Below are 21,266 nucleotides of genomic sequence, written 5' to 3'. Positions count from 1 at the left end.
GTCGGCCACCTCAACGTGCCGGGCCGCGTCGCGGCATCCGCCTCGCTGCTCTATGCCAGGAACCTCTTCGCGTTCATAGAGACGCTTGTCGACAAGACCACGAAGACGCTTGCCATCAACCGCGACGACGATCTGGTCAAGGCGACGATGCTGACCGACGGCGGCCAGGTCGTGCATCCGGCTTTCGTCAGGGTTGAGCAAGCGCCTCGTGTCGAACCGCCGGCGATCCCGGCCAAAACGATGGTCGCCGACGCTTCCGCGAAACCGGCTGCTGCAAAGAAGGCCGCGCCCAAGAAGCCGGCCGCACCCAAGTCGCCCCCATCGAAGTCGCCCCCATCGAAGTTGAAAGGGATCGCGTGATGGACCAGACCTTGCAGAAAGCCCTCGACCAGCTCGACCAGGCGACCGCCGCCGTCCGGCTTGCGGTGCAGGACCTGGCCATCGCTCCCGGCGGCACCGATGCGGCCGGCGACGCCGCGCATGCGCTGTCCGGCGGGGCGATCGATCCCTTCGTCTTCCGTTTCGCCATTTTCGTCCTGGCGATCTTCGTCGGCTATTATGTCGTCTGGTCGGTGACGCCGGCGCTGCATACGCCGCTGATGGCCGTCACCAACGCCATCTCCTCGGTCATCGTCGTCGGCGCGCTGCTTGCCGTCGGCATCTCGGCGTCCGGCATCGCCACCGGTTTCGGTTTCGTCGCGCTGATGCTGGTCTCGGTCAACATCTTCGGCGGCTTCCTCGTCACCCAGCGCATGCTGGCGATGTACAAGAAGAAGGACAAGTAGAGCGCCATGAACGCCAACTTCGCCTCCTTCCTCTATCTGGTCTCCGGCATCCTGTTCATCCTGGCATTGCGCGGCCTGTCGCATCCGACCACCAGCCGCCAGGGCAACATGTACGGCATGATCGGCATGGGCATCGCCATTGCCACCACGTTGGCGCTGGCGACCCCTTCGGCGGGCGGCTTCGGCCTCATCGTGCTCGGCCTTTTGATCGGCGGCTCGGTCGGCGCGGTCACCGCCCGGCGCATCGCCATGACCTCGATGCCGCAGCTGGTCGCCGCCTTCCATTCGCTGGTCGGCCTTGCCGCCGTCATGGTGGCGGCTGCCGCCATCTATGCGCCGGAAAGTTTCGGCATCGGCACGGTCGCCGACATCCACGCCCAGGCGCTGATCGAGATGAGCCTCGGCGTCGCCATCGGCGCCATCACCTTCACCGGCTCGGTCATCGCTTTCCTCAAGCTCGACGGCCGCATGTCGGGCAAGCCGATCATGATCGGCGGCCGCCACGTCATCAACGCCGCGCTTGGCATCGCGCTGATCGTGCTGATCGTGCTGCTGGTCACCAGCGAGTCCAAGCTGGTGTTCTGGCTGATCGTCGCGGCATCGCTTGTCCTTGGCGTCCTGCTCATCATCCCCATCGGCGGCGCCGACATGCCGGTGGTCGTCTCGATGCTGAATTCCTATTCGGGCTGGGCTGCGGCAGCACTCGGCTTCACGCTCGGCAATCTGGCGCTGATCATCACCGGCGCGCTGGTCGGCTCGTCCGGCGCGATCCTGTCCTACATCATGTGCAAGGGCATGAACCGAAGCTTCATCTCGGTCATTCTCGGCGGCTTCGGCGGCGAGATTTCCGCCACTGCCGACGACGGCCTCGAGCGCACGGTCAAGCAGGGCTCGGCCGACGATGCCGCCTATCTGATGATGAACGCGCAGAAGGTCATCATCGTGCCGGGCTACGGCATGGCGGTCGCCCAGGCGCAGCATGCGCTGCGCGAGATGGCCGACAAGCTCAAGGCCGCCGGTGTCGACGTGAAATACGCCATTCATCCGGTCGCCGGCCGCATGCCCGGCCACATGAACGTGCTGTTGGCCGAAGCCAACGTGCCTTACGACGAGGTGTTCGAGCTGGAGGACATCAACTCCGAATTCGCGCAGGCCGACGTCGCCTATGTCATCGGCGCCAACGACGTCACCAACCCTTCGGCTCGTGACGACAAGTCGTCGCCGATCTACGGCATGCCGATCCTCGATGTCGACAAGGCCCGCACCTGCCTGTTCGTCAAGCGCTCGCTCGGCTCCGGCTACGCCGGCATCGACAACACGCTGTTCTACAAGGACGGCACCATGATGCTGCTCGGCGACGCCAAGAAGATGACCGAAGAGATCGTCAAGGCGATGGATCACTGACCGGCTTCGCGGCGCCGATACACCGCCGGTTGCTCGAATTAAGCCCGGCTCCCCGCCGGGTTTTTTCTTGACCCTGAGCATCCGACGTCTTTGCTTCCATGCCGGTTTCAGAGCTACGATGGGCGAATTCTGTTCCGGGATTTTCACCAACGGAGGCACTGGTGTCCGACCTTCATCCTGCTGCGTCGCCGGTCACGGGCAGTACGCCGGCCCCGGGTAAAACGCCGCGCAAGCTCAGTCAGGCTGTGGTCATCGTGCATGGCATGGGCGAACAGCGGCCCATGAGCACGCTGAGGGAATTTGTTCAGGCTGTTTGGAGTCACGATCCCGCTCGCGTGCCGTTTTATGCCCGTGTCTCCGATCCGGGCCGGCCCGCCGGCGAGAAGATCAACCGGACCTGGATCACGCCCGACAGCCGGACGAATTCGCATGAGCTTCGCCGGATCACCACCCCTTACGACGTCGCTGGCCGCCGCACCGATTTCTACGAGCTCTATTGGGCCGACATCACGCAAGGCACGACACGGGGCCGGCTTGCAGCCTGGGTGACGAGCCTGCTCTGGCGCAAGCCCGCCGACATTCCGCGCGATGCCCGTGGGCTTTATGTCGTCACGCTTCTGGCCGTCATAACGGTCCTGTGTGCGGCGCTCGTGCTCGCGACATCGGCCTCGCAAGGGTATCTTTCCTGGACCACGGGCACGCTCGTCACGATCCTGGCCTCGTTCGTCATCTGGTTGGTGGACCGATTTGGCCTGCCTTATTTCGGCGATGTGGCCGCCTATGTGCGTGCTGAAGCGGCAACGGTCGAGAAGCGCGCGCTTGTCCGCGACCGTGGCCTGACGCTGCTGAGGCGTCTCATGATGGACGATGGCTACGACCGGATCGTGCTGGTCTCGCACAGCCTGGGATCAATCATCGCCTATGATCTGCTGCAGATATTGTGGGCCGATTTCAGGCCCCGAAAGCTGGAAGCTGCCCGCGACAAGGCGAGGCTGAAGGCAATCCACGCCGTCGACAAGGCCACGCTCAAGTCAGATGGTGCTGCGTGGCCCAGCTTGGATGATTTTTCCGGATTCCGGCGCGCCCAATGGGAGCTCTATCGGCAGCTTCGCGTCAGGGACGCCGATCATCCATTACCATGGAAGATCAGCGATTTCGTCACGCTTGGCAGTCCGCTGACTCACAGCGAATTTCTGGTGACCTACAATCTCGCCGAATTCAGGCGCGGCATCGCTGAGCGGCTGTTCTCGGCATGCCCGCCAATTGCCGAGACGGCGGCCGGTGGAACCGTCCTTTACCAGGAAGGGCGCAGCCGTTCGGGCAAGCCACAGCGGGCGGTGCATCATGGTGCGGTGTTTGCCGCGACCCGTTGGACCAATATCTTCGACCGGGGCAATGGCTGGCTGACGGGCGACCCGATTTCCGGGCCGATGGCAGAAAATTTCGGCCCCGGCGTGGAGGACATTCAGGTCAAGTTGCGCAGTTCGCGTGGTCGCATCTTCACCCACACGCTCTACTGGTCACTGAAGGCTACCGGTATCGAGATCGCCCCAGCCGCCGGCACGCCGCGTTCGCATATTGACGTGCTGCGCGACGCAGTCGACCTCGGCCGCAAATTCGAGCCAAGTCAGGCAGTGCCGACGATCGCTGCTGGAAAATAGGAGCCCGCTCGTCTCGGCGAATCAGCGCGCGCAATCCATGGCGATCGCCATTAAAACAACAGGCCCATGCCGGCTCACAGTCCGGCATGGAGGGCACCGTCAAGCACCGATCAACGGTTGGTCAGGAAGACCGCCTCCTCGTCGTCGCGTTGCCTGCCGCCAAGGGCGGCCGCCGCGCTCGCGATGAAGGCGCCGACGACCAGGGACAGCGCGCCAACCAGCGCAAAACTGGCACCGGCCTTCCTGGCGGTATCCGCGGCCTGCTGGGCCTGGACCTTTGTTTCCTGTGCCCTGGCAATCACCGCATCCACACGGACCTTGGCATCCGGTTCCGACAGCCCCGTGCGGGCAGCCACCAACTGCGACAGATAGGTCTTGTCGTCTGCCGAAACTTCGCCTGCAGCTGCGCTCGCGATCAAAATGCGTGAAGCCTGCGCCGTGGCCGCCGCATCGCTCTCCGGATTGGCGGCAGCAAGCCTGGCCGCATCGGCCGGGCGGAACAACGTATCGACGAAGTACGACGTTGCGTTGTCGGTCGAGCCGCTTCCGACGTTCGCACTAGCACCTGCCGAAGCGCCCATTGCCGCGCCAGACGCGACAGTCGAAGCGGCCTGGACACCAGTTCCGATAGCCGCGGAGAGCGCCGAACCGAGCACCGCGGCAACGAGCAAGGTCGCAAGCGCCCAAGCGAGGAAGCCGTGAGCGGTATCGCGGAAAAAGACTTCATCGGTGTGGACGCCGACCCATTTGGTGCGCAGCCGCCCGGCAAGATAGCCGCCGAGAGCCGACGACAGCCACTGCACGATGATCAGCCACGCCGCGGTGGAGGCCGCGAAAGTTGTGACCGAGGTGCTCAAGCCGGACCACGGCGAAACCATGGTCAGCCCGAGCCCGGAGCCGAGCAGCATCAGGATCAAGGTCAGCGTCGAGGCAGCGAACGCGCCGGCAATGATCGGCCCCCAGCTGACAGCGGTGGAGGAGGATTCCGTCGGCGTGGAAACGTCGACAGCCGTTAGGGTTGACTGCATGTCAGCCCCCTACCGTGCGAAAAGCATGATGAGAATAATGATCGGAATCGGGACTCCGAGAAGCCAGAGCAAAATGCCACGTCCCATGAGTGCCTCCTGCGGCTATTGTGATCGTTGATCGATTACAATGCCTTGGAAGCCGTTCCGTTCCGGCCGGCCCTCAGTGATCTTTGTTGGGGGCGGTAGACATGTTTGGTAAGCTTAAGCCTACCAATTATGTCTCAAACATCCGAAATTGAGCACCCGGCTTGGGCTTCAGATATCCAGATTAGCGACCGACAGCGCGTTTTCCTGGATGAACTCGCGCCTGGGTTCGACCTCGTCCCCCATCAGTCGCGAAAACAGCGAGTCGGCGTCCGTCGCGTCATTGACCTTGACCTGCAGCAGCGAGCGCACATTCGGGTCGAGCGTGGTTTCCCAGAGCTGCTCGGCGTTCATCTCGCCGAGGCCCTTGTAGCGCTGCATGGTCAGGCCCTTGCGTCCGGTGGCAAACACGGCGTTGAGCAGTGCCAGCGGTCCCGAGATGGTTTCGGCCACATCCTTGCGGCGCAGCACCGGCGGCTCGCCATAGACCTCTGCCAGGCGCGGCGCATAGCGGTCGAGCTGGCGGGCATCGGCCGAATTGATCAGCGCGAGATCGAGATGCGCGAACTCCTTGACGCTGCGCACCGTGCGCTCGAACACATAGCCGCCGATGCCTTCGTTCGAGGTCGACATGCGGCCGGTCCAGCCGCGTTCGGTGTCCTCGGCGATGATGTCGAGACGCCGGGCGACACGCTCGGCCATGGCGTTGGCCCGGCCGAGATCGGCGAAAACCTCCGGGTTGAGCCCGCCCGCGATCGCCGCCTGCTCGACCACGCCTCTGTTATAGCGTGTGTGCAGCCCATTGATGAGCTGGCGCACCGCCAGCGCATCGTCGATGGCGCTGCGCAGGTCCTGTCCGGCCCGCACCTCGCCGGTGCTGAGCGCAAGCGACGCCTCTTCCAGCCCCGAGCCGATCAGGAATTCCTCGAAGGCGCTTTCATCCTTGATGTATTGCGAGCTCTTTCCGCGCGTCACCTTGTAGAGCGGCGGCTGCGCGATATAGAGATGGCCGCGCTCGATCAGCTCCGGCATCTGCCGGAAGAAGAACGTCAGCAGCAAGGTGCGGATGTGGGCGCCGTCGACGTCGGCGTCGGTCATCAGGATGATCTTGTGGTAACGCAGCTTGTCGGCGTTGAATTCGTCCTTGCCGATCGAGGTGCCGAGCGCGGTGATCAGCGTGCCGATCATGTCGGAGCCGAGCATGCGGTCGAAGCGGGCCCGCTCGACATTGAGGATCTTGCCGCGCAGCGGAAGAATGGCCTGATTCTGGCGGGAACGGCCGCCCTTGGCCGAGCCGCCGGCGCTGTCGCCCTCGACGATGAAGATTTCGGACTTCGCCGGGTCGCGTTCCTGGCAGTCGGCCAGCTTGCCGGGCAGCGAGGTGACGCCGAGCGAGCTCTTGCGGGTGATGTCGCGCGCCTTGCGCGCGGCTTCGCGCGCCGCTGCCGCCTGGATGACCTTGTCGATGACGACCTTGCCCTCGGCAGGATGCTCTTCGAGCCAGGTGCCGAGCGCCTCGTTGACGAGCCCTTCCACCACCGGGCGGACTTCGGACGAGACCAGCTTGTCCTTGGTCTGCGAGGAGAATTTCGGGTCGGGAACCTTGACCGACAGCACCGCCGTCAGCCCTTCGCGGCAATCGTCGCCGATCAGCGCTACCTTCTCCTTCTTAGTGAGGCCCGAGGAGTCGCCGTAGCCGGTTATCTGGCGCGTCAGCGCGCCGCGGAAACCGGCAAGATGCGTGCCGCCGTCGCGCTGCGGAATGTTGTTGGTGAAGGCCAGCACGTTCTCGTGGTAGCTGTCGTTCCACCACATGGCGACTTCGACGGTGATGCCGTCGCGCTCGGCCTTGATCGCAATCGGCTTGTCGATCAGCGGTTTCTTCACGCGGTCGAGATATTTGACGAACTCCTCCAGTCCGCCATCATAGTGCAGCTCATGGCGCACGACGTCGGCATGGCGGGCATCGGTCAGAACGATGCGCACGCCGGAATTCAGGAAGGCGAGTTCGCGCAGCCGATGCTCCAGCGTGCCGAAGTCGAATTCGACCATGGTAAAGGTTTCGGACGACGGGAAAAAGGTGATCTCGCTGCCGCTGCGCCCCTCATAGGTGCCGGCAACCTTGCGCTGCTCGTAGCTGCCGGTGACCCTCAGTGGCGCGTCGGCATTGCCGTGTGTGAAGCTCATCTCGTAAATCTGGCCATTGCGGCGGATCTTCAGCTTCAGCCAGGCCGACAGCGCGTTGACCACCGAGACGCCGACGCCGTGCAGGCCGCCGGACACTTTGTAGGAGTTCTGGTCGAACTTGCCGCCGGCATGCAGCTGGGTCATGATCACTTCCGCCGCCGAAATGCCTTCGCCGGTGTGAATATCGGTCGGAATGCCGCGGCCATTGTCGATGACCGTCACCGAACCGTCGGGGTTGAGCGTCACCGTGACGAGATCGGCATGGCCGGCCAGCGCCTCGTCGATGGCGTTGTCGACCACCTCGTAGACCATGTGATGCAGGCCCGAGCCGTCGTCGGTATCGCCGATATACATGCCTGGCCGCTTGCGGACGGCATCCAACCCCTTCAAAACCTTGATGGAATCGGCGCCGTACTCGGCCTCAGCGCCGCTGGCGTTGTCGCTCTGATCGCTCATGAAAACCTGTCTGATTGATGCCGCTTGTCCAGCGCGAAAATATGGCTGCGAATCGCGCCGCTTTGATGTCCTAGATATAGGCACAAAAGGCGGTTTTTCCAAGGTTTGCAGGCATTTCCGGAGGGAAGCAGAGGACGCCTGTCCAGCAGAGCATCGGACTGAAAAATGGGAACCGGTTTTGGGAACAGAGCGGTGGCAACAAGAGCAGGCCAGCCTGTTTCGACAACCAGGCACTTTCTGTGCCCGGCACATTCCGGAGAGCCGGTACTTCGGCCTTTGCCGTTCGGCCACATGGACGCTTGCCTTACCAGTCCCTACATTGAGTTCACCAGCGGAGCACGCCATGGACAGTCAGCCCGCCCCCTTCGTCCCGCCGGCGCCGAAGCCGCGCACGTCGCCGCCTTCGACGCTGGAGATGATCCGCATCGTCTACCGCAACCCGCTCGAACTGTGGGGTGAGCCGACCTACAACCAACCCTGGATATCGGTGACCGGCATCGGCGGCCCACTGGTCATCGCCAACGATCCCGGCCTCATCCGCCACGTGCTGGTCGACAACGCCAAAAACTACAAGATGGCGACGGTGCGCCAGATGATCCTGCGGCCGATCCTGCGCGACGGCCTGCTGACCGCCGAGGGTGAGGTATGGAGGCGTTCACGCAAGGCGATGGCGCCGGTGTTCACGCCGCGCCATATCTTCGGTTTCGCCGAGCCGATGCTGAGGCGCACGCGGGAGTTCGTCACGCGCTACGAGAGTGGTGGCACGTCGGACATCGCTCACGACATGACGCTGCTTACCTTTGACATCCTGGCCGAGACGCTGTTTTCCGGCGAGATATCAGGCGAGCCGGGCAGCTTCGCCAAGGAGATCGACCGGCTGTTCGAGACGATGGGGCGCGTCGATCCACTCGACCTGTTGCGGGCACCCGAATGGCTGCCGCGACTGACCCGCATCCGCGGCCGCAAGACCATGGCCTATTTCCGCAAGATCGTCACCGACACCGTCAAAATGCGCGAAGAGCGGATCAAGCGCGATCCAGACAGGGTACCGCAGGATTTCCTCACGCTTTTGCTCAAGGCGGAGGGACCTGACGGGCTGACGCGCGCCGAGGTCGAAGACAACATCATCACTTTCATCGGCGCCGGCCACGAAACCACGGCGCGTGCGCTCGGCTGGACGCTCTACTGCCTGGCCGAGGCGCCTTGGGAGCGCGAAAAGATCGAGCGTGAGATCGACGCCGTGCTGGCGCGCGAGCCAGACCCGACGAAGTGGCTCGACGCCATGCCGTTCACCCGCGCCGCCTTCGACGAAGCGCTCAGGCTCTATCCGCCGGCGCCGTCAATCAACCGCGAGCCGATCGAGCCAGAAACCTGGAACGGCCTCTATATACCGCGCCGCGCCGCGGTGCTGGTCATGCCGTGGGTCGTCCACCGTCATCGCAAGCTGTGGGACAGGCCTGACGCCTTCATGCCCGAACGCTTCCATCCGGGAAATCGCGAGAAGATCGACCGCTTCCAGTATTTGCCGTTCGGCGCCGGACCTCGCGTCTGCATCGGCGCCAGCTTTGCCATGCAGGAGGCGATCATCGCGCTGGCCATCATGCTGTCGCGTTTCCGCTTCGATACCACCGCCGAGACCAGGCCCTGGCCGGTGCAGAAACTGACGACGCAGCCGCAGGGCGGCCTGCCGATGCAGGTCACGCGACGCTTTTCGTGAGCGCCTGATTGCCTGGTATTAGGCCGCAGTCTTGCGCTGGAACTGGCCGGCGGCGCGGTAGCGCCAGAGATAGCTCGGCAGGATGCTGCCGATCGACTGTGGCTGGATGCCGAGGTCGCCGAGCGTCCTGTTTTCCTTGGTAGCCGCATCGGACACGATGTTGTGCTCGCGCAGCTGCAGGACCTGATCCTTGGTCAGCAGCGGATTGGGCAAAAGCCCGAGGATCGATGCCTGCATGTTCGCCACCCACCACGGCACCGATACCAGAATTCGTTTGCGGTCGATCATGGCAAGCATTTCCTGTATGCATTCCTTGAAGGTCAGCACCTGCGGTCCGCCAAGCTCATAGATCCGGCCGCCCTGGACCTTGCCGTCGACCGAGCGCGCCACCGCTTCGGCGACATCGCCGACATAGACCGGCTGGAATTTGGTCTGCCCGCCGCCGATCAGCGGCAGCACCGGCGAATAGCGCGCCATGTTGGCGAAGCGGTTGAAGAAGCTGTCCTCCGGCCCGAAATTGATCGACGGCCGCAAGATGACGGCATCCTCGATCGTATCCAAGACCGCTTTTTCACCGAGCGCCTTGGTGCGCGCATAGTCCGATTGCGCGTTCAGATCGGCGCCCAGCGCCGAGATATGGGTGAGGCCGGCGCCGACGGCGCGCGCCGCTTCGGCGACCGCGCGTGCGCCGAATTCGTGGACGGTCGTGAACTTCTGCCGGCCGCTCTCATGCAGGATCGCCACCAGATTGACGACATGGTCGGCGCCCTGCACGGCGCGGTCGACTGACCAGCGCACGCGAACATTGGCCTGCACCGGCTGGATCTGGCCGACATTGCCGAGCGGCTGCAGATGGCCGGCGAGATCGGGCCGGCGGCAGGCGACCCTGATGCGATAGCCACGCCTGGCCAGTGCCCGCACTACGTGGCGGCCGACAAAGCCCGAACCGCCGAACACGACGACGAGCTTTGGGGTCTGCAGGATTTCGGTCATTGCGGGCTCCGGCGCAGTTTCCAGATCTACTGGGGCTAGGCTGAAGCCGTTTCATAATCGGTTTCGCATCAAAGGCAAAGGGCGATCAATTGTCGCCGATGCCTCTGCTTCGGCTGGTTCAGAACGCTCTGCCGATGCGCGCGTCGATCGATTGGCGGTTGCCGCCGCGAATGACGAAGAAGAACAGGATTGCCGCCCACAGCAGCGATTTTTCGGCGCCCGAATAGCCTTGCCCCATAGTGACCCAATGGAACCACACCGTGACCAGAAGCACGAACATTCCGGCGAAGGCGGCCGGGCGGGTCAACAGGCCGATAGCGATGAGGATGCCGCCGAAGAACTCGGTGCAGGCGAGCAGCAGAGACCAAAATGCGCCGGGATAGAAGCCGAGGCCTTCGACCATCTCGGCTGCGCCGAACGGATCGGTGATCTTGTGCGAGCCATGGATGGTGAGGAAGATGCCGGCCACGGCACGCAGGATGGTTTCGGAGGCGGTGTTCAGCGCCGCATAGAGGCTGCCAAGCGCTGGGAAGAAAGGCATCTGCTGGAATTGTCGGTGCTTGCGGACATTGGGGTTCCTCTTTTGCTGCTCGGCGCAAACACCCGACCACCTCGGTTAAAGTCAAATGAACAAAAGTTGACCAAAACAGGCATGTTAACCGATCAGATCCGAGAGAACGCAGAAAACCCCGCCGAAGCGGGGTTTTCCGGGTGACTTCCATGGTCGGCGTCAAGGTCCGACGAGGCGGCCTGACCTGAGACGGTATCAGGACGACGTGAGACGCCCGCCTCAGCCTTGGACACTCGGGACCGGATGTCACCGCCCGGGCAAACCCCACCCCGGACAGGCATTGGTCGCGGCACAGCGCAAAAAGGTTCAACGACGGCGAAAAAAACGCAGGCAAACTTTCTACGAAGAATACCGGGCGGCGAATTCGGAGATGCGTTGGACCACGGCCTTGGGCGCCGTTATGCCCCGTGCCGCCGCCTTCTCCGCCGCTTCGGCTCGGGCGCGGCCTGGCACATGCACGCCGTAGCGGCGGCGCAACCGGTCGAGCTGGTCCTCCATGCGCTTCTCGAAATCCGGATCGAGCAGCTTGGGCTCGACGGCCAGCACGAAGAGGCCGGTTCCCGGGCTGTCCGGTCCGTCGGTGAACCATGGTGCATCGAGCGACCAGTTGGCGCCCGATAGGCCCGCCGCCAGCACTTCGACCATCAGCGCGATGTTGGCGCCGCGCTGGCCACCGAAGGCAAGCATCGCGCCTTTCATGGCGGCAGCGGGATCGGTGGTCGGGTTGCCGCTGACGTCCAAGGCCCAGCCTTCGGGAATTTTCTTGCCATCCTCGGCCGCCTTGCGGATGTTGACGAAAGCCGTGGCGCTCGACGATTGGTCGATGACCAGTGGCGCTCCGTCGGCGGCGGGCGCGGCGAAGGACATCGGGTTGGTGCAGTAGACCGGCTTGACCGAGCCCGAGCCGGCAAGCACGGCCGGTCCGTTGGTCGCGGCGAAGGACACCAGCCCCTGCGCGGCCAGCCGCCCGGTGAAATAGCCGAGTGCGCCGCATGTATAGGCGTTCTTCTGCGAAAAGATGGCGACGCCGAACAGGCGCGCCGCCTTGGCGAGACCGTCGATCGTGCGGTCGAAGCCGGTATGCGCCAGACCGCCACGCGCGTCGGAGAGATAGATCGCCAAAGCCGGCCTGGTGATGACCGGCTCGGCCTTGCCGTCGATGCGGCCCGCCTCCAGCGCTTCGAGATAGTCGATGAAATGCGACAGCCCGACCGTCGACAGACCTTCCGCTTCGGCCGCTACGATGGAGGCTGCGAGCGACTGCGCCGCTTCTTCATTGGCGCCGGCGCCGAGCGCCGCCATCCGGCACAGCCCTGTCGCCTGGTCGAGACTGAGTTGCATTGTGAGTGCCTCTAGTGAGTAGTGAGTAGGGATTTAGTGAGTAGTGTGAGCGACTGCCTACGCACTACTCACTACCGACTACTCACTAAAAACCCTAGCCGATCTTGTTCGGGATCCGCGCCTCGATCTTGCCGAGGGCGAAGACCAGGATGCCGGTGATCGCCATATAGATCAACGCCAGGAGCAGCAAGGGTTCATAGGTGAGGAAGGTGCCCTGCCTCACCTTGGACGAGACGGCGAATATGTCGATCACGCTGATGGTCGCCACCAGCGGCGTCGATTTCAACTGCAGCACGGTTTCGCCGGTCAGCGTCGGCAGCGCCCGGTAAAAGGCTTGCGGCAGCCAGATCCGCCGGAGGATCTTCCAGCGGCTCATGCCGAACGCGCGGGCGGCCTCGAGCTGGCCCTTCGGCACCCCGGCAAAGGCGCCTCGCATCACCTCGCCCTCATAACCGGCGAAGGACAAGGTCAGCGCCAGGACGCCGTAGGGCCACGCTTGCCTGAGATACGGCCACATCCAGGATTCGCGAATCCATGGATACTGTGGAAACAGCGAGCCGAGCCCATAGTAGAGGAGCCAGAGCTGCAGCAGCAGCGGCGTTCCCCTGATGACGGTGCAGAAAGCCTTCGCGGGCGCCGCGAGCCAGAAAGGGCCGGCAGCCTGCGCCAGCCCGAGCGGCACTGCGAGCGTGAAGCCCAGTATGCAGGTGACGGCGAGAATCCAGAGCGTGCGCCAGATCCCGACAAGCGCCATTTCATAATATTGCGGCAGCCAGTCCCAGCGCATGAAGAAGGCGGCGGCCAGAACCAGAGCCAGTCCGATCAGGACCAGCACGATGCGGTGCGGCTGCAGCCACAGCGACGCGCGGGCGGCTACGTTGACGATGGTCGCTTCGACAGCCATCAACGCGCCTCCTTGACGGAAGGCATGCCGCGCCGGGCCCGGGCCTCGATGCGGCCGATGATCAGATTGGAGACCAGCGTCAACAGAAGATAGATCATGCCTGCGGCGAGGAAGAATGTGAGATAGGCTTTGGTTACGCCCGCCGCTTGCCGCGTGGCCAATGTCAGTTCGAAGAAGCCGACGACTGCGAGCAGGGCGGTGTCCTTGGTGGCGATCAGCCAGAGATTGGCAAGGCCTGGTATGGCGAAGGGCAGCATCGCCGGCAGCGTGATGCGTCGCAGCAGGAGGCCGGGAGACATGCCAAAGGCTCTTGCGGCCTCGATCTGGCCTTGCGGAATGGCAAGGATCGCGCCGCGCATCACCTCGGTCGAATAGGCGCCCTGGACGAAGCCGAGCACGGAAATGCCGGCCACCAGCCCGCTGATGTCGATGCGCTGATATCCCATTGCCGTCAGCAGCTGGTTGATCAAATCGGTGCCGGCATAATAGAGCAGCAGGATCAGCACCAGCTCCGGCACGGCGCGGACGATCGTGGTGTAGACTGCCAGCAGATCGCGCACCACGGGTCCGCCGTAGAGCTTGCCATACGCACCGCAAATGCCGATCACGAGGCCGAGACCGAACGCACCGGCAGCGATCTCGACCGAGTGGAGCAGTCCAACCAGAAGCGTTCCGCCCCAGCCAGGCGGCGTCGGCGAAAGGAGTTCGATGATGCGGGCCGCAGAGGCCGGAAGAAATGCGTCGATCAGCGTCGCCCCCGAATTGCTGGCGCCAAAACCGCCGGCGATGCCGTCAGCGGAAAGCTTGCAAGGGTGGATTTCGACGAAGCCACACGGCGCGCCGTCCGCGCCGCGTGGTTATTCGCTCAGGGATGCATGTCGTCAGTTCGCCTGTGGATCGTCGCCGTAGATGTCGAAATCGAAATATTTCTTGCTGATTTCATCATATTTGCCGTTGGCGCGGATAGCCTTGATGCCGGCATTGATCTTCTCCTTCAGCTCGGTGTCTTCCTTGCGGACGCCGGCGCCGATGCCTGGCCCGAGAACGGCCAGATCCGGCGCGACCATGCCCTTCAGGTCGCAGCATTGCATGCCCTGATCCGATTTCAGGAAGGCATCGAGCGCAATGGAATCAGCCTGCACGGCATCGAGGCGGCCGGCGGCAAGATCCTGATTGGCTTCGTCCTGAGTCTGGTATTCCTTGATTTCCGCGGCTTCGGTGAAGTGCTTCTTGACGTAGTCGGCATGCACGGTCGAAACCTGGACGCCGATGATTTTGCCCTTGAGATCTTCCGGGGTAGCGCCGAACTTCTGGTCCTTCGGCCCGATAATGGCGGTCGGGGTGTTGTAATATTTGTCGGAGAAATCGATCGTCTTCTTGCGTTCGTCGGTGATCGTCATCGAGCTGGCGATGACGTCGATCTTCTTGGTCGTCAGCGCCGGGATTATGCCGTCCCAGGCAACGGGCGTGATGACGCAGTCGAGCTTCTGCTCGGCGCAGACCGCGTCGATGAATTCGATTTCCCAGCCAACCCATTTGCCCGAGGCATCCGGCGAGGTGAACGGCGGATAGGGTTCGGCAGCGACACCGACCTTGACCGGATCGGCCTTGGCCACGCCCATCGCGGCAACGCCGAGTAGAAGCGCTGCGGCAAATGTCTTCAGAACGGTCTTCATTTCAATAACTCCCAGTTTTGTTGTTGTTCCCGTTTTTCCATCCGCCTCGGCTTAACCGATGTTGCGGATGAATTGCTTCAGCCTTTCGGATTTCGGAGCGCCGAAGATCTGCTCCGGCGGTCCCTCTTCCTCGACCAACCCGTTATAGAGATAGACGACATGCGTCGCGACCTCGCGGGCAAACTTCATCTCATGGGTGACCAGCACCATGGTGCGGCCCTCGCGCGCCAGATCGCCGATCACCTTCAGCACCTCGCCGATCAGTTCCGGGTCGAGCGCCGAGGTCGGCTCGTCGAACAGCATGACGCGCGGATTGATGGCCAGCGCCCGGGCGATGGCCGCGCGCTGCTGCTGACCACCCGACAGATAGGCCGGATAGACGTCACGCTTCTCGGCCAGGCCGACGCGGGCGAGCAGCTTTTCGGCCTCGGCGATAGCCACCTCGCGCTTGACGCCAAGAACATGCACCGGAACCTCGATGACGTTCTCGATCAGCGTCATGTGGCTCCACAGATTGAAATTCTGGAAAACCATGCCGAGCTTGGAGCGGATGCGCTCGATCTGCTTGCGGTCGGCGGGAACCGTGTGGCCGTGGCTGTCGGCCTTCATCCGGATCTCCTCGCCATTGACGCGGACGATGCCGCTGGTCGGGTTCTCCAGGCAATTGATGCAGCGCAGCAGCGTCGACTTGCCCGAACCGCTGCCGCCGATGATGGCGATGACCTCGCCGTCGCGCGCCGACAGCGAAACACCCTTCAGCACATGCAGTTCGCCGAATTTCTTGTGCAGGTTCTCGACATGGATGGCTTCGGCGGCGCTGTTCTGCGCCGTGTGCTTCAGGGCGGGGGCCGTGCCTTGCGTTATCACCTTTTCGGTGCCTCACGAAGCGGCTGGACCCGTCGCTGCTGGAATCTTTTACTCATTACCCATCACTGGACAGACTTCTCATTCTCAAGATGGACCGTTCCGCTTGCCTCCGTCAACCATGCTTTTTGGACCATTGATCACGGCTCGCTGAGTAGCTATTGGCTGGATGGGATGTTTCAGGAGCACTTGGTGGGTAGAGCATACGGGTCGCAGTCCATGGCCGGACCCCTGCAGCGCGTGCTGATGCGGTCCGCCGCAAGCGCCATGCACCGCGCCGAAGCATCGGAATGGCACTATGGCCCCGGCTTCGATCCGCAAAAGGCGGCTGCCCAGCATGAGGCGCTGGCGACGCTGGTTTCGGCATCTGGCGCCGAGATCGAATGGCTGACCGACGCCGACGACGGGCTTGCCGATTCCGTCTTCACCCACGATCCGTCGCTGATGACCGACCACGGCGCCATCATCCTTGCCATGGGCAAGGCGTTGCGCCGGGCCGAGCCCGGCCTGCACGAGGCGGCCTACAGGCGCATGGGCGTGCCTGTCCTTGGTCGCATCGAGCATCCCGGACAGGTCGAGGGCGGCGACTGCGTCTGGGTGGATTCACGGACGCTGGCCGTCGGTCGCGGCATGCGCACCAACCAGGACGGCATCCAGCAACTCGCCAACCTGCTCACACCCAAGGGTATCCAGGTCTACGGTTACGATCTGCCGCTCTGGCACGGCGAGGAGGCCTGCCTGCATCTAATGTCGGTGATCAGTCCGCTCGCCGACGATCTGGCGCTGATCTATGCACCGCTTTTGCCGGCTGCCTTCTACCAGATGCTGCGGGCACGCGGCATTCGCCTGGTCGAGGGCGACGCGCAGGAGTTCTTCGCCTCCAACGGCCTCAGCCTCAATGTGCTGCCGACCGCGCCGCGCGACGTGATCGCCGTCGCCGGCTTCCCAAAGACGGCGGCGGCCATGGCGGCCGCCGGCTGCAGGGTTTCGACCTTCGAGGCGGACGCGCTGTGCATCGCCTGCGAGGGCGGCCCGACCTGCCTCACACGTCCGGTGCTCAGACAATGACGACAGTCGGCGAAGCGCTCATCACTTTGCTCGAGGCCCATGGTGTAGACACCGTCTTCGGCATTCCGGGTGTGCATACGGTCGAACTCTATCGCGGGCTGGCGCGCTCGAAGATTCGCCACGTCACGCCGCGCCACGAACAGGGCGCCGGCTTCATGGCCGACGGCTATGCGCGCGCCAGCGGCAGGCCGGGCGTCGCCTTCGTCATCACCGGGCCGGGGCTGACCAACACCATCACCGCCATGGGCCAGGCCCGCGCCGATTCGGTTCCGATGCTGGTGATCTCAGGCGTCAACGCCACGACGACGCTGGGCAAGGGCCTCGGCCATCTGCACGAGCTGCCCGACCAGCGCGGCATGATGGAGAAGGTCGCGCTATTCTCGCACCGTGTCACCGAGGCTGGCGAACTGCCCGGCGTGCTCGCCCGCGCCTTCGCCCTGTTTTCGTCCTCGCGTCCCGGTCCGGTCCATATTGAGATCCCAACCGATATTATGGTCAAGCCGGCCGACGGCATCGCGGCTTTGCTGACGAATGTAGCGCCGCCCGAACCGGATGCGGCGGCGATAGCAGAGGCGGCAAGACTTTGCGCGGCTGCCCGCCGACCGCTGATCCTTGCCGGCGGCGGCGCCAGGAGAGCCGAAGCGCCGTTGCAGCGCCTCGCCGAAAGGCTGGGAGCACCAGTGGTTCAGACCGCCAATGCCCGCGGCTTGCTGCACCGCCATTCGCTTGCCGTGCCGGCCAGCCCCAGCCTGAAGGCGGTGCGCGCGCTGATTGCCGACGCCGACCTGGTCATCGCCGCCGGCACCGAGTTTGGCCCGACCGACTATGACGGATATGGCGATGGCGGCTTTGTCCTGCCTACCAATCTCATCCGCATCGACATCGGCGCCGACCAGCTTGCCCGCCGACCAGCTACGATTTCGATCCAGGCCGATTGTGGCGTAGCCCTCAAGGCGCTGCTTTCAGAAATTGGTAGGGACCAGGCGCCATCGGGCGACGGTCAGGCTCGCGCCGCTGCGACCAGGCAAGCCGCGTTCGCCGAAATCAGCCCGGGTCTCCAAGCGCAAACCCGCGCCGTCGAGGTGATCCGTGATGCATTGCCGGGCTCGATCATCGTCGGCGATTCGACCCAGCCGGTCTATGCCGCCAACCTCTATTACGACCACGACCGCCCGGGCGGCTGGTTCAACGCCGCCACCGGCTTCGGCGCGCTGGGCTATGGTCCGGCGGCCGCGATCGGTGCGGCCCTTGCCGTGCCCGATGCGCCGGTCGTTTGTCTCACCGGCGACGGTGGGTTTCAGTTCACGCTGCCGGAACTGGGAGCCGCGCTCGATGCTGCGGCGCCGGTGATCTTCGTCGTCTGGAACAATCGCGGCTATCGCGAAATCGAAACCTCGATGCTCGATGTCGGCGTCGAGCCGGTCGGCGTATCGCCGGCGCCGCCTGATTTCTGCAAGCTGGCCGAAGCCTATGGCATTGCCGCCGAGCGACTCGCCGGCACCGGTCATCTGGCAGACGCACTTAAGCGCGCGCGGGCGACCGGACTGCCGTATGTCGTCGAGATCACTGTCGATTGAGTGCTGTGGCAGCGTCTGCTTGGAGATACGATCTTCGATGGATAGCCGACGGCTTGACGCGCACAAGCGACGCTGTGTCATCGAGATTTTGGTTGAGTGATCGCGCGAAAGGCGCGACCCTTCGGCGGCGGCGCGGCATATGAATGACTGGAGCGGTCGAAGATGACGGACACACTGGACGGCAGACATATTGTGGTGACCGGCGGCACCGGAGCGCTCGGTGGCGCGGTTGTCGGCAAACTGCTGGGTGAGGGCGCGATCTGCCATGTGCCCAATGCCCATGCTGCCGCGCCTGCGCATTTTCCCTTCCCGGCCCATGAGCGCGTCCGGCTGGCGCACAATGTCGATCTCGCCGACCCCGCCAAGGTCGATGCATTCTACGCCAGTGTTACGGATTTGTGGGCATCCATCCATCTGGCCGGCGGCTTCACCGCCGCGCCGGTCGAGAAGATCGAGCCCGCCTCCTTCGCCGAAATGATGGACACCAACGCCCGTACCACCTTCCTGTGCTGCCGCGCGGCAATACGCTCGATGCTGGAATCTTCCGTGTCGGGCCGCATCGTCAATGTCACGGCGCGCGCCGGGCTCGACCTGCGCCGCGGGTCCGGCATGGTCGCCTATGCCGCTAGCAAGGCGGCGGTCGCGGCAATGACGGTGGCGATGGCCGAAGAACTCAAGGGCAAGGGCATCCTGGTCAATGCGGTCGCGCCCTCGACGCTCGACACGCCAGCTACCCGGGCTGACATGCCGGCCGCCGATTTCGGCAAATGGGTCAGCCTCGAAGCGGCCGCGGAGGCCATTGCCTATCTCGCTTCGCCGGCCAATCTGGCGATGAGCGGCACTCTGGTGCCGCTTTACGGCAGGGCCTGATTTGCCGGTATCGGATCGGGCGGATGGCTCGCTGGAAAACCAGCGTCATCCGGCGGCTCAATTGCAGACGAGATCGCCGAGCTTGAGCTTGAACTTGCGCGGTCCCGGCATCAAGGCCGCGCTGGTATCGTCGACGATCAGCACGTCGAGTGCGCAAGTGCCTGCCCGCACCCGGTAATGGTCGTTTCCCACGCGCTCGACCGCATCGATCGGGCCGCGGCTTTCCAGTACGCCGGCGACGGCACCGCTGTCGACTATGGCCTGGATCTCGGCCTGTCGTTGCCAGTAGGGTGGCAACGCCGCCGATGCCGCGATCGTGCCGACCAACAGGATTGCAAGGCTAAAACCGGTGCGGATCACAGAGCTCGCGCCTCCGATCGTTTCGCATACATATCCAGGACGGATCTTTCGGGCCGATGCGGCAGACTATAGGCTCCGTCGGCCGTTTCAAGCACGATCGGCTGCCGGACCACCCAGTCACATTGCGCGACTCCTCGCGGCCATGAAAAAACCCGCGGACCTTTCGGCCCGCGGGTTGCGTGTACAGGCCGCGCGCGAGGCGCGGCGTTTATAGACTTAGCTGCCCTGCTTCTTCAGCGCGGCACCCAGGATATCGCCCAGCGAAGCGCCGGAGTCGGTCGAGCCGTACTGGGCGACCGCTTCCTTCTCCTCGGCGATTTCCAGCGCCTTGATGGAGACCTGCAGCTTGCGGGTCTTCTTGTCGAAAGCGATGACGCGGGCGTCGACCTTCTGGCCGACCGTGAAGCGCTCGGGGCGCTGCTCGTCGCGGTCGCGGCTGAGGTCGGAGCGCTTGATGAAGGTCTCGATGCCGCTGTCGACCAGCCGCACTTCCAGACCGCCATCCTTGACGCCGGTGACCTCGCAGGTGACGACCGCGTTCTTGCGCAGTTCGCCTGAAGTCGCCGCCTCGCCGGCCGTGTCCTTGGCCAGCTGCTTGATGCCGAGCGAGATGCGCTCCTTGTCGATGTCGACGTCGAGCACCTGCGCCTTGACCATGTCGCCGCGATTGTACTCCTCGATCACCTGCTCGCCCGGACGGGTCCAGTCGAGGTCGGAAAGATGGACCATGCCGTCGACATCGCCTTCGAGGCCGATGAACAGGCCGAACTCGGTCTTGTTCTTGACCTCGCCCTCGACCTGGCTGCCGACCGGGTGGCTGCTGGCGAAAGCCTGCCACGGATTCTCGAGCGTCTGCTTGAGGCCGAGCGAGATGCGGCGCTTGGCCGGATCGACCTCGAGCACCACCACGTCGACTTCCTGCGTCGTCGAGAGGATCTTGCCGGGATGCACGTTCTTCTTCGTCCACGACATTTCCGAAACGTGGATGAGGCCCTCGATGCCCGGCTCCAGCTCGACGAACGCGCCGTAGTCGGTGATGTTGGTGACGGTGCCCTTGATCTTCTTGCCGATCGGGAATTTCGTTCCGATCTCGGACCACGGATCGCTCTCGAGCTGCTTCATGCCGAGCGAGATGCGATGGGTTTCCTGGTTGATGCGGATGATCTGCACCTTGACCGTCTGGCCGATGTTGAGGATTTCGGTCGGATGGTTGACGCGGCGCCATGCCATGTCGGTGACATGCAGCAGGCCGTCGATGCCGCCGAGGTCGACGAACGCACCATAGTCGGTGATGTTCTTGACGACGCCTTCGACCACTTGGCCCTCTTCGAGGTTCTGCACGATTTCCGAACGCTGCTCGGCGCGGCTTTCCTCGAGCACGGTGCGGCGTGACACCACGATGTTGCCGCGGCGGCGATCCATCTTGAGGATCTCGAAAGGCTGCGGATTGTGCATCAGCGGCGAGACGTCGCGGATCGGGCGGATATCGACCTGGCTGCGCGGCAGGAAGGCCACGGCGCCGTCGAGGTCGACGGTGAAGCCGCCCTTGACCTGGTTGAAGATGACGCCTTCGACGCGCTCACCCTTGGTGAACTTCTCTTCGAGACGGACCCAGCTCTCTTCGCGGCGGGCCTTTTCACGGGAAAGCATCGCTTCGCCAAGCGCGTTCTCGATGCGCTCGACATAGACCTCGACCGTGTCGCCGACCTTGAGCGTCGAG

At 63.8% G+C, this 21,266-nt stretch carries 18 protein-coding genes and 1 pseudogene; 8 read left to right on the top strand and 11 right to left on the bottom strand.

Features of this window, described 5'->3' with window-relative positions:
• From EOB36_RS34895 to EOB36_RS05460, 4 genes and pseudogenes are all read left to right on the top strand, one after another.
• Nucleotides 1-360 (top strand): annotated as a pseudogene (locus tag EOB36_RS34895) (NAD(P)(+) transhydrogenase (Re/Si-specific) subunit alpha); the annotation flags it as partial.
• Nucleotides 357-785: an NAD(P) transhydrogenase subunit alpha gene (locus tag EOB36_RS05470; RefSeq protein ID WP_206637142.1), complete on the top strand. Its 429-nt coding sequence runs from the start codon at nt 357-359 to the stop codon at nt 783-785. The pseudogene EOB36_RS34895 and the gene EOB36_RS05470, both read left to right, overlap by 4 nt.
• Nucleotides 786-791: 6 nt before the next feature.
• A complete protein-coding gene (locus EOB36_RS05465; protein ID WP_128284473.1) occupies nt 792-2,189 on the top strand; it encodes an NAD(P)(+) transhydrogenase (Re/Si-specific) subunit beta in 1,398 nt (465 codons plus the stop codon).
• Between the two features lie 161 nt (nt 2,190-2,350).
• Complete coding sequence (locus EOB36_RS05460; RefSeq protein WP_128284472.1) at nt 2,351-3,850, top strand: hypothetical protein; 1,500 nt, start codon at nt 2,351-2,353, stop codon at nt 3,848-3,850.
• A 110-nt stretch (nt 3,851-3,960) separates the two neighbouring features.
• On the opposite strand, the gene EOB36_RS05455 is transcribed toward EOB36_RS05460, so the two are convergent.
• Nucleotides 3,961-4,878, bottom strand: coding sequence for a hypothetical protein (locus EOB36_RS05455; protein ID WP_128284471.1), 918 nt, complete (start codon nt 4,876-4,878; stop codon nt 3,961-3,963).
• 255 nt (nt 4,879-5,133) lie between these two features.
• Nucleotides 5,134-7,605 (bottom strand): DNA topoisomerase (ATP-hydrolyzing) subunit B, encoded by a 2,472-nt coding sequence (gene gyrB, locus EOB36_RS05450; RefSeq protein WP_128284470.1) that lies wholly within the window; start codon nt 7,603-7,605, stop codon nt 5,134-5,136.
• 343 nt (nt 7,606-7,948) lie between these two features.
• Here gyrB and EOB36_RS05445 point away from each other — a divergent pair, with 343 nt between their 5' ends.
• Entirely contained in the window at nt 7,949-9,322 is a 1,374-nt protein-coding gene (locus EOB36_RS05445) for a cytochrome P450 (RefSeq protein ID WP_128284469.1), read from the top strand.
• 18 nt (nt 9,323-9,340) lie between these two features.
• On the opposite strand, the gene EOB36_RS05440 is transcribed toward EOB36_RS05445, so the two are convergent.
• The 7 genes from EOB36_RS05440 to EOB36_RS05410 form a co-directional block, all read right to left on the bottom strand.
• Entirely contained in the window at nt 9,341-10,315 is a 975-nt protein-coding gene (locus EOB36_RS05440; RefSeq protein ID WP_128284468.1) for a complex I NDUFA9 subunit family protein, read from the bottom strand.
• Between the two features lie 118 nt (nt 10,316-10,433).
• The gene (locus EOB36_RS05435) at nt 10,434-10,856 is read right to left on the bottom strand and encodes a DoxX family protein (RefSeq protein WP_128284467.1); all 423 of its coding nucleotides are present in this window, start codon (nt 10,854-10,856) and stop codon (nt 10,434-10,436) included.
• Between the two features lie 369 nt (nt 10,857-11,225).
• Nucleotides 11,226-12,227, bottom strand: a complete 1,002-nt coding sequence (locus tag EOB36_RS05430) for an Ldh family oxidoreductase (protein WP_095484357.1) — start codon at nt 12,225-12,227, stop codon at nt 11,226-11,228.
• Between the two features lie 94 nt (nt 12,228-12,321).
• Nucleotides 12,322-13,131 (bottom strand): ABC transporter permease, encoded by an 810-nt coding sequence (locus EOB36_RS05425; RefSeq protein WP_127206013.1) that lies wholly within the window; start codon nt 13,129-13,131, stop codon nt 12,322-12,324.
• The gene (locus tag EOB36_RS05420; protein WP_164897458.1) at nt 13,131-13,796 is read right to left on the bottom strand and encodes an ABC transporter permease; all 666 of its coding nucleotides are present in this window, start codon (nt 13,794-13,796) and stop codon (nt 13,131-13,133) included. Before EOB36_RS05420 ends, EOB36_RS05425 begins: the two co-directional genes overlap by 1 nt.
• Before the next feature lie 216 nt (nt 13,797-14,012).
• Nucleotides 14,013-14,807 (bottom strand): transporter substrate-binding domain-containing protein, encoded by a 795-nt coding sequence (locus EOB36_RS05415; RefSeq protein ID WP_128284465.1) that lies wholly within the window; start codon nt 14,805-14,807, stop codon nt 14,013-14,015.
• A 51-nt stretch (nt 14,808-14,858) separates the two neighbouring features.
• Nucleotides 14,859-15,671 (bottom strand): ABC transporter ATP-binding protein, encoded by an 813-nt coding sequence (locus EOB36_RS05410; protein WP_127290421.1) that lies wholly within the window; start codon nt 15,669-15,671, stop codon nt 14,859-14,861.
• A 219-nt stretch (nt 15,672-15,890) separates the two neighbouring features.
• Between EOB36_RS05410 and EOB36_RS05405 the strand changes: the two genes are divergently transcribed.
• From EOB36_RS05405 to EOB36_RS05395, 3 genes are all read left to right on the top strand, one after another.
• Nucleotides 15,891-16,739 carry an arginine deiminase family protein gene (locus EOB36_RS05405; RefSeq protein WP_164897457.1) on the top strand — a complete coding sequence of 283 codons (849 nt, stop codon included), beginning with the start codon at nt 15,891-15,893 and terminating at the stop codon, nt 16,737-16,739.
• Nucleotides 16,736-18,316, top strand: coding sequence for a 5-guanidino-2-oxopentanoate decarboxylase (locus EOB36_RS05400; RefSeq protein ID WP_128284464.1), 1,581 nt, complete (start codon nt 16,736-16,738; stop codon nt 18,314-18,316). The genes EOB36_RS05405 and EOB36_RS05400 overlap by 4 nt, the downstream gene beginning before the upstream one ends.
• A 162-nt stretch (nt 18,317-18,478) precedes the next feature.
• Nucleotides 18,479-19,186, top strand: a complete 708-nt coding sequence (locus tag EOB36_RS05395; RefSeq protein WP_127289969.1) for an SDR family NAD(P)-dependent oxidoreductase — start codon at nt 18,479-18,481, stop codon at nt 19,184-19,186.
• A gap of 57 nt (nt 19,187-19,243) precedes the next feature.
• Here EOB36_RS05395 and EOB36_RS05390 read toward each other — a convergent pair whose 3' ends face one another.
• Both EOB36_RS05390 and rpsA read right to left on the bottom strand, forming a co-directional pair.
• On the bottom strand, nt 19,244-19,546 hold the full coding sequence (locus EOB36_RS05390; RefSeq protein ID WP_126103908.1) for a hypothetical protein: 303 nt from the start codon (nt 19,544-19,546) through the stop codon (nt 19,244-19,246).
• Nucleotides 19,547-19,762: 216 nt separating this feature from the next.
• On the bottom strand, nt 19,763-21,266 hold a 1,504-nt coding region (gene rpsA / locus EOB36_RS05385; RefSeq protein ID WP_128284463.1), incomplete at its 5' end, for a 30S ribosomal protein S1.

It is taken from the genome of Mesorhizobium sp. M6A.T.Cr.TU.017.01.1.1 (assembly GCF_004023115.1).
GTDB lineage: Bacteria > Pseudomonadota > Alphaproteobacteria > Rhizobiales > Rhizobiaceae > Mesorhizobium > Mesorhizobium mediterraneum.
This window is presented reverse-complemented; position numbering and strand designations above follow the sequence as displayed.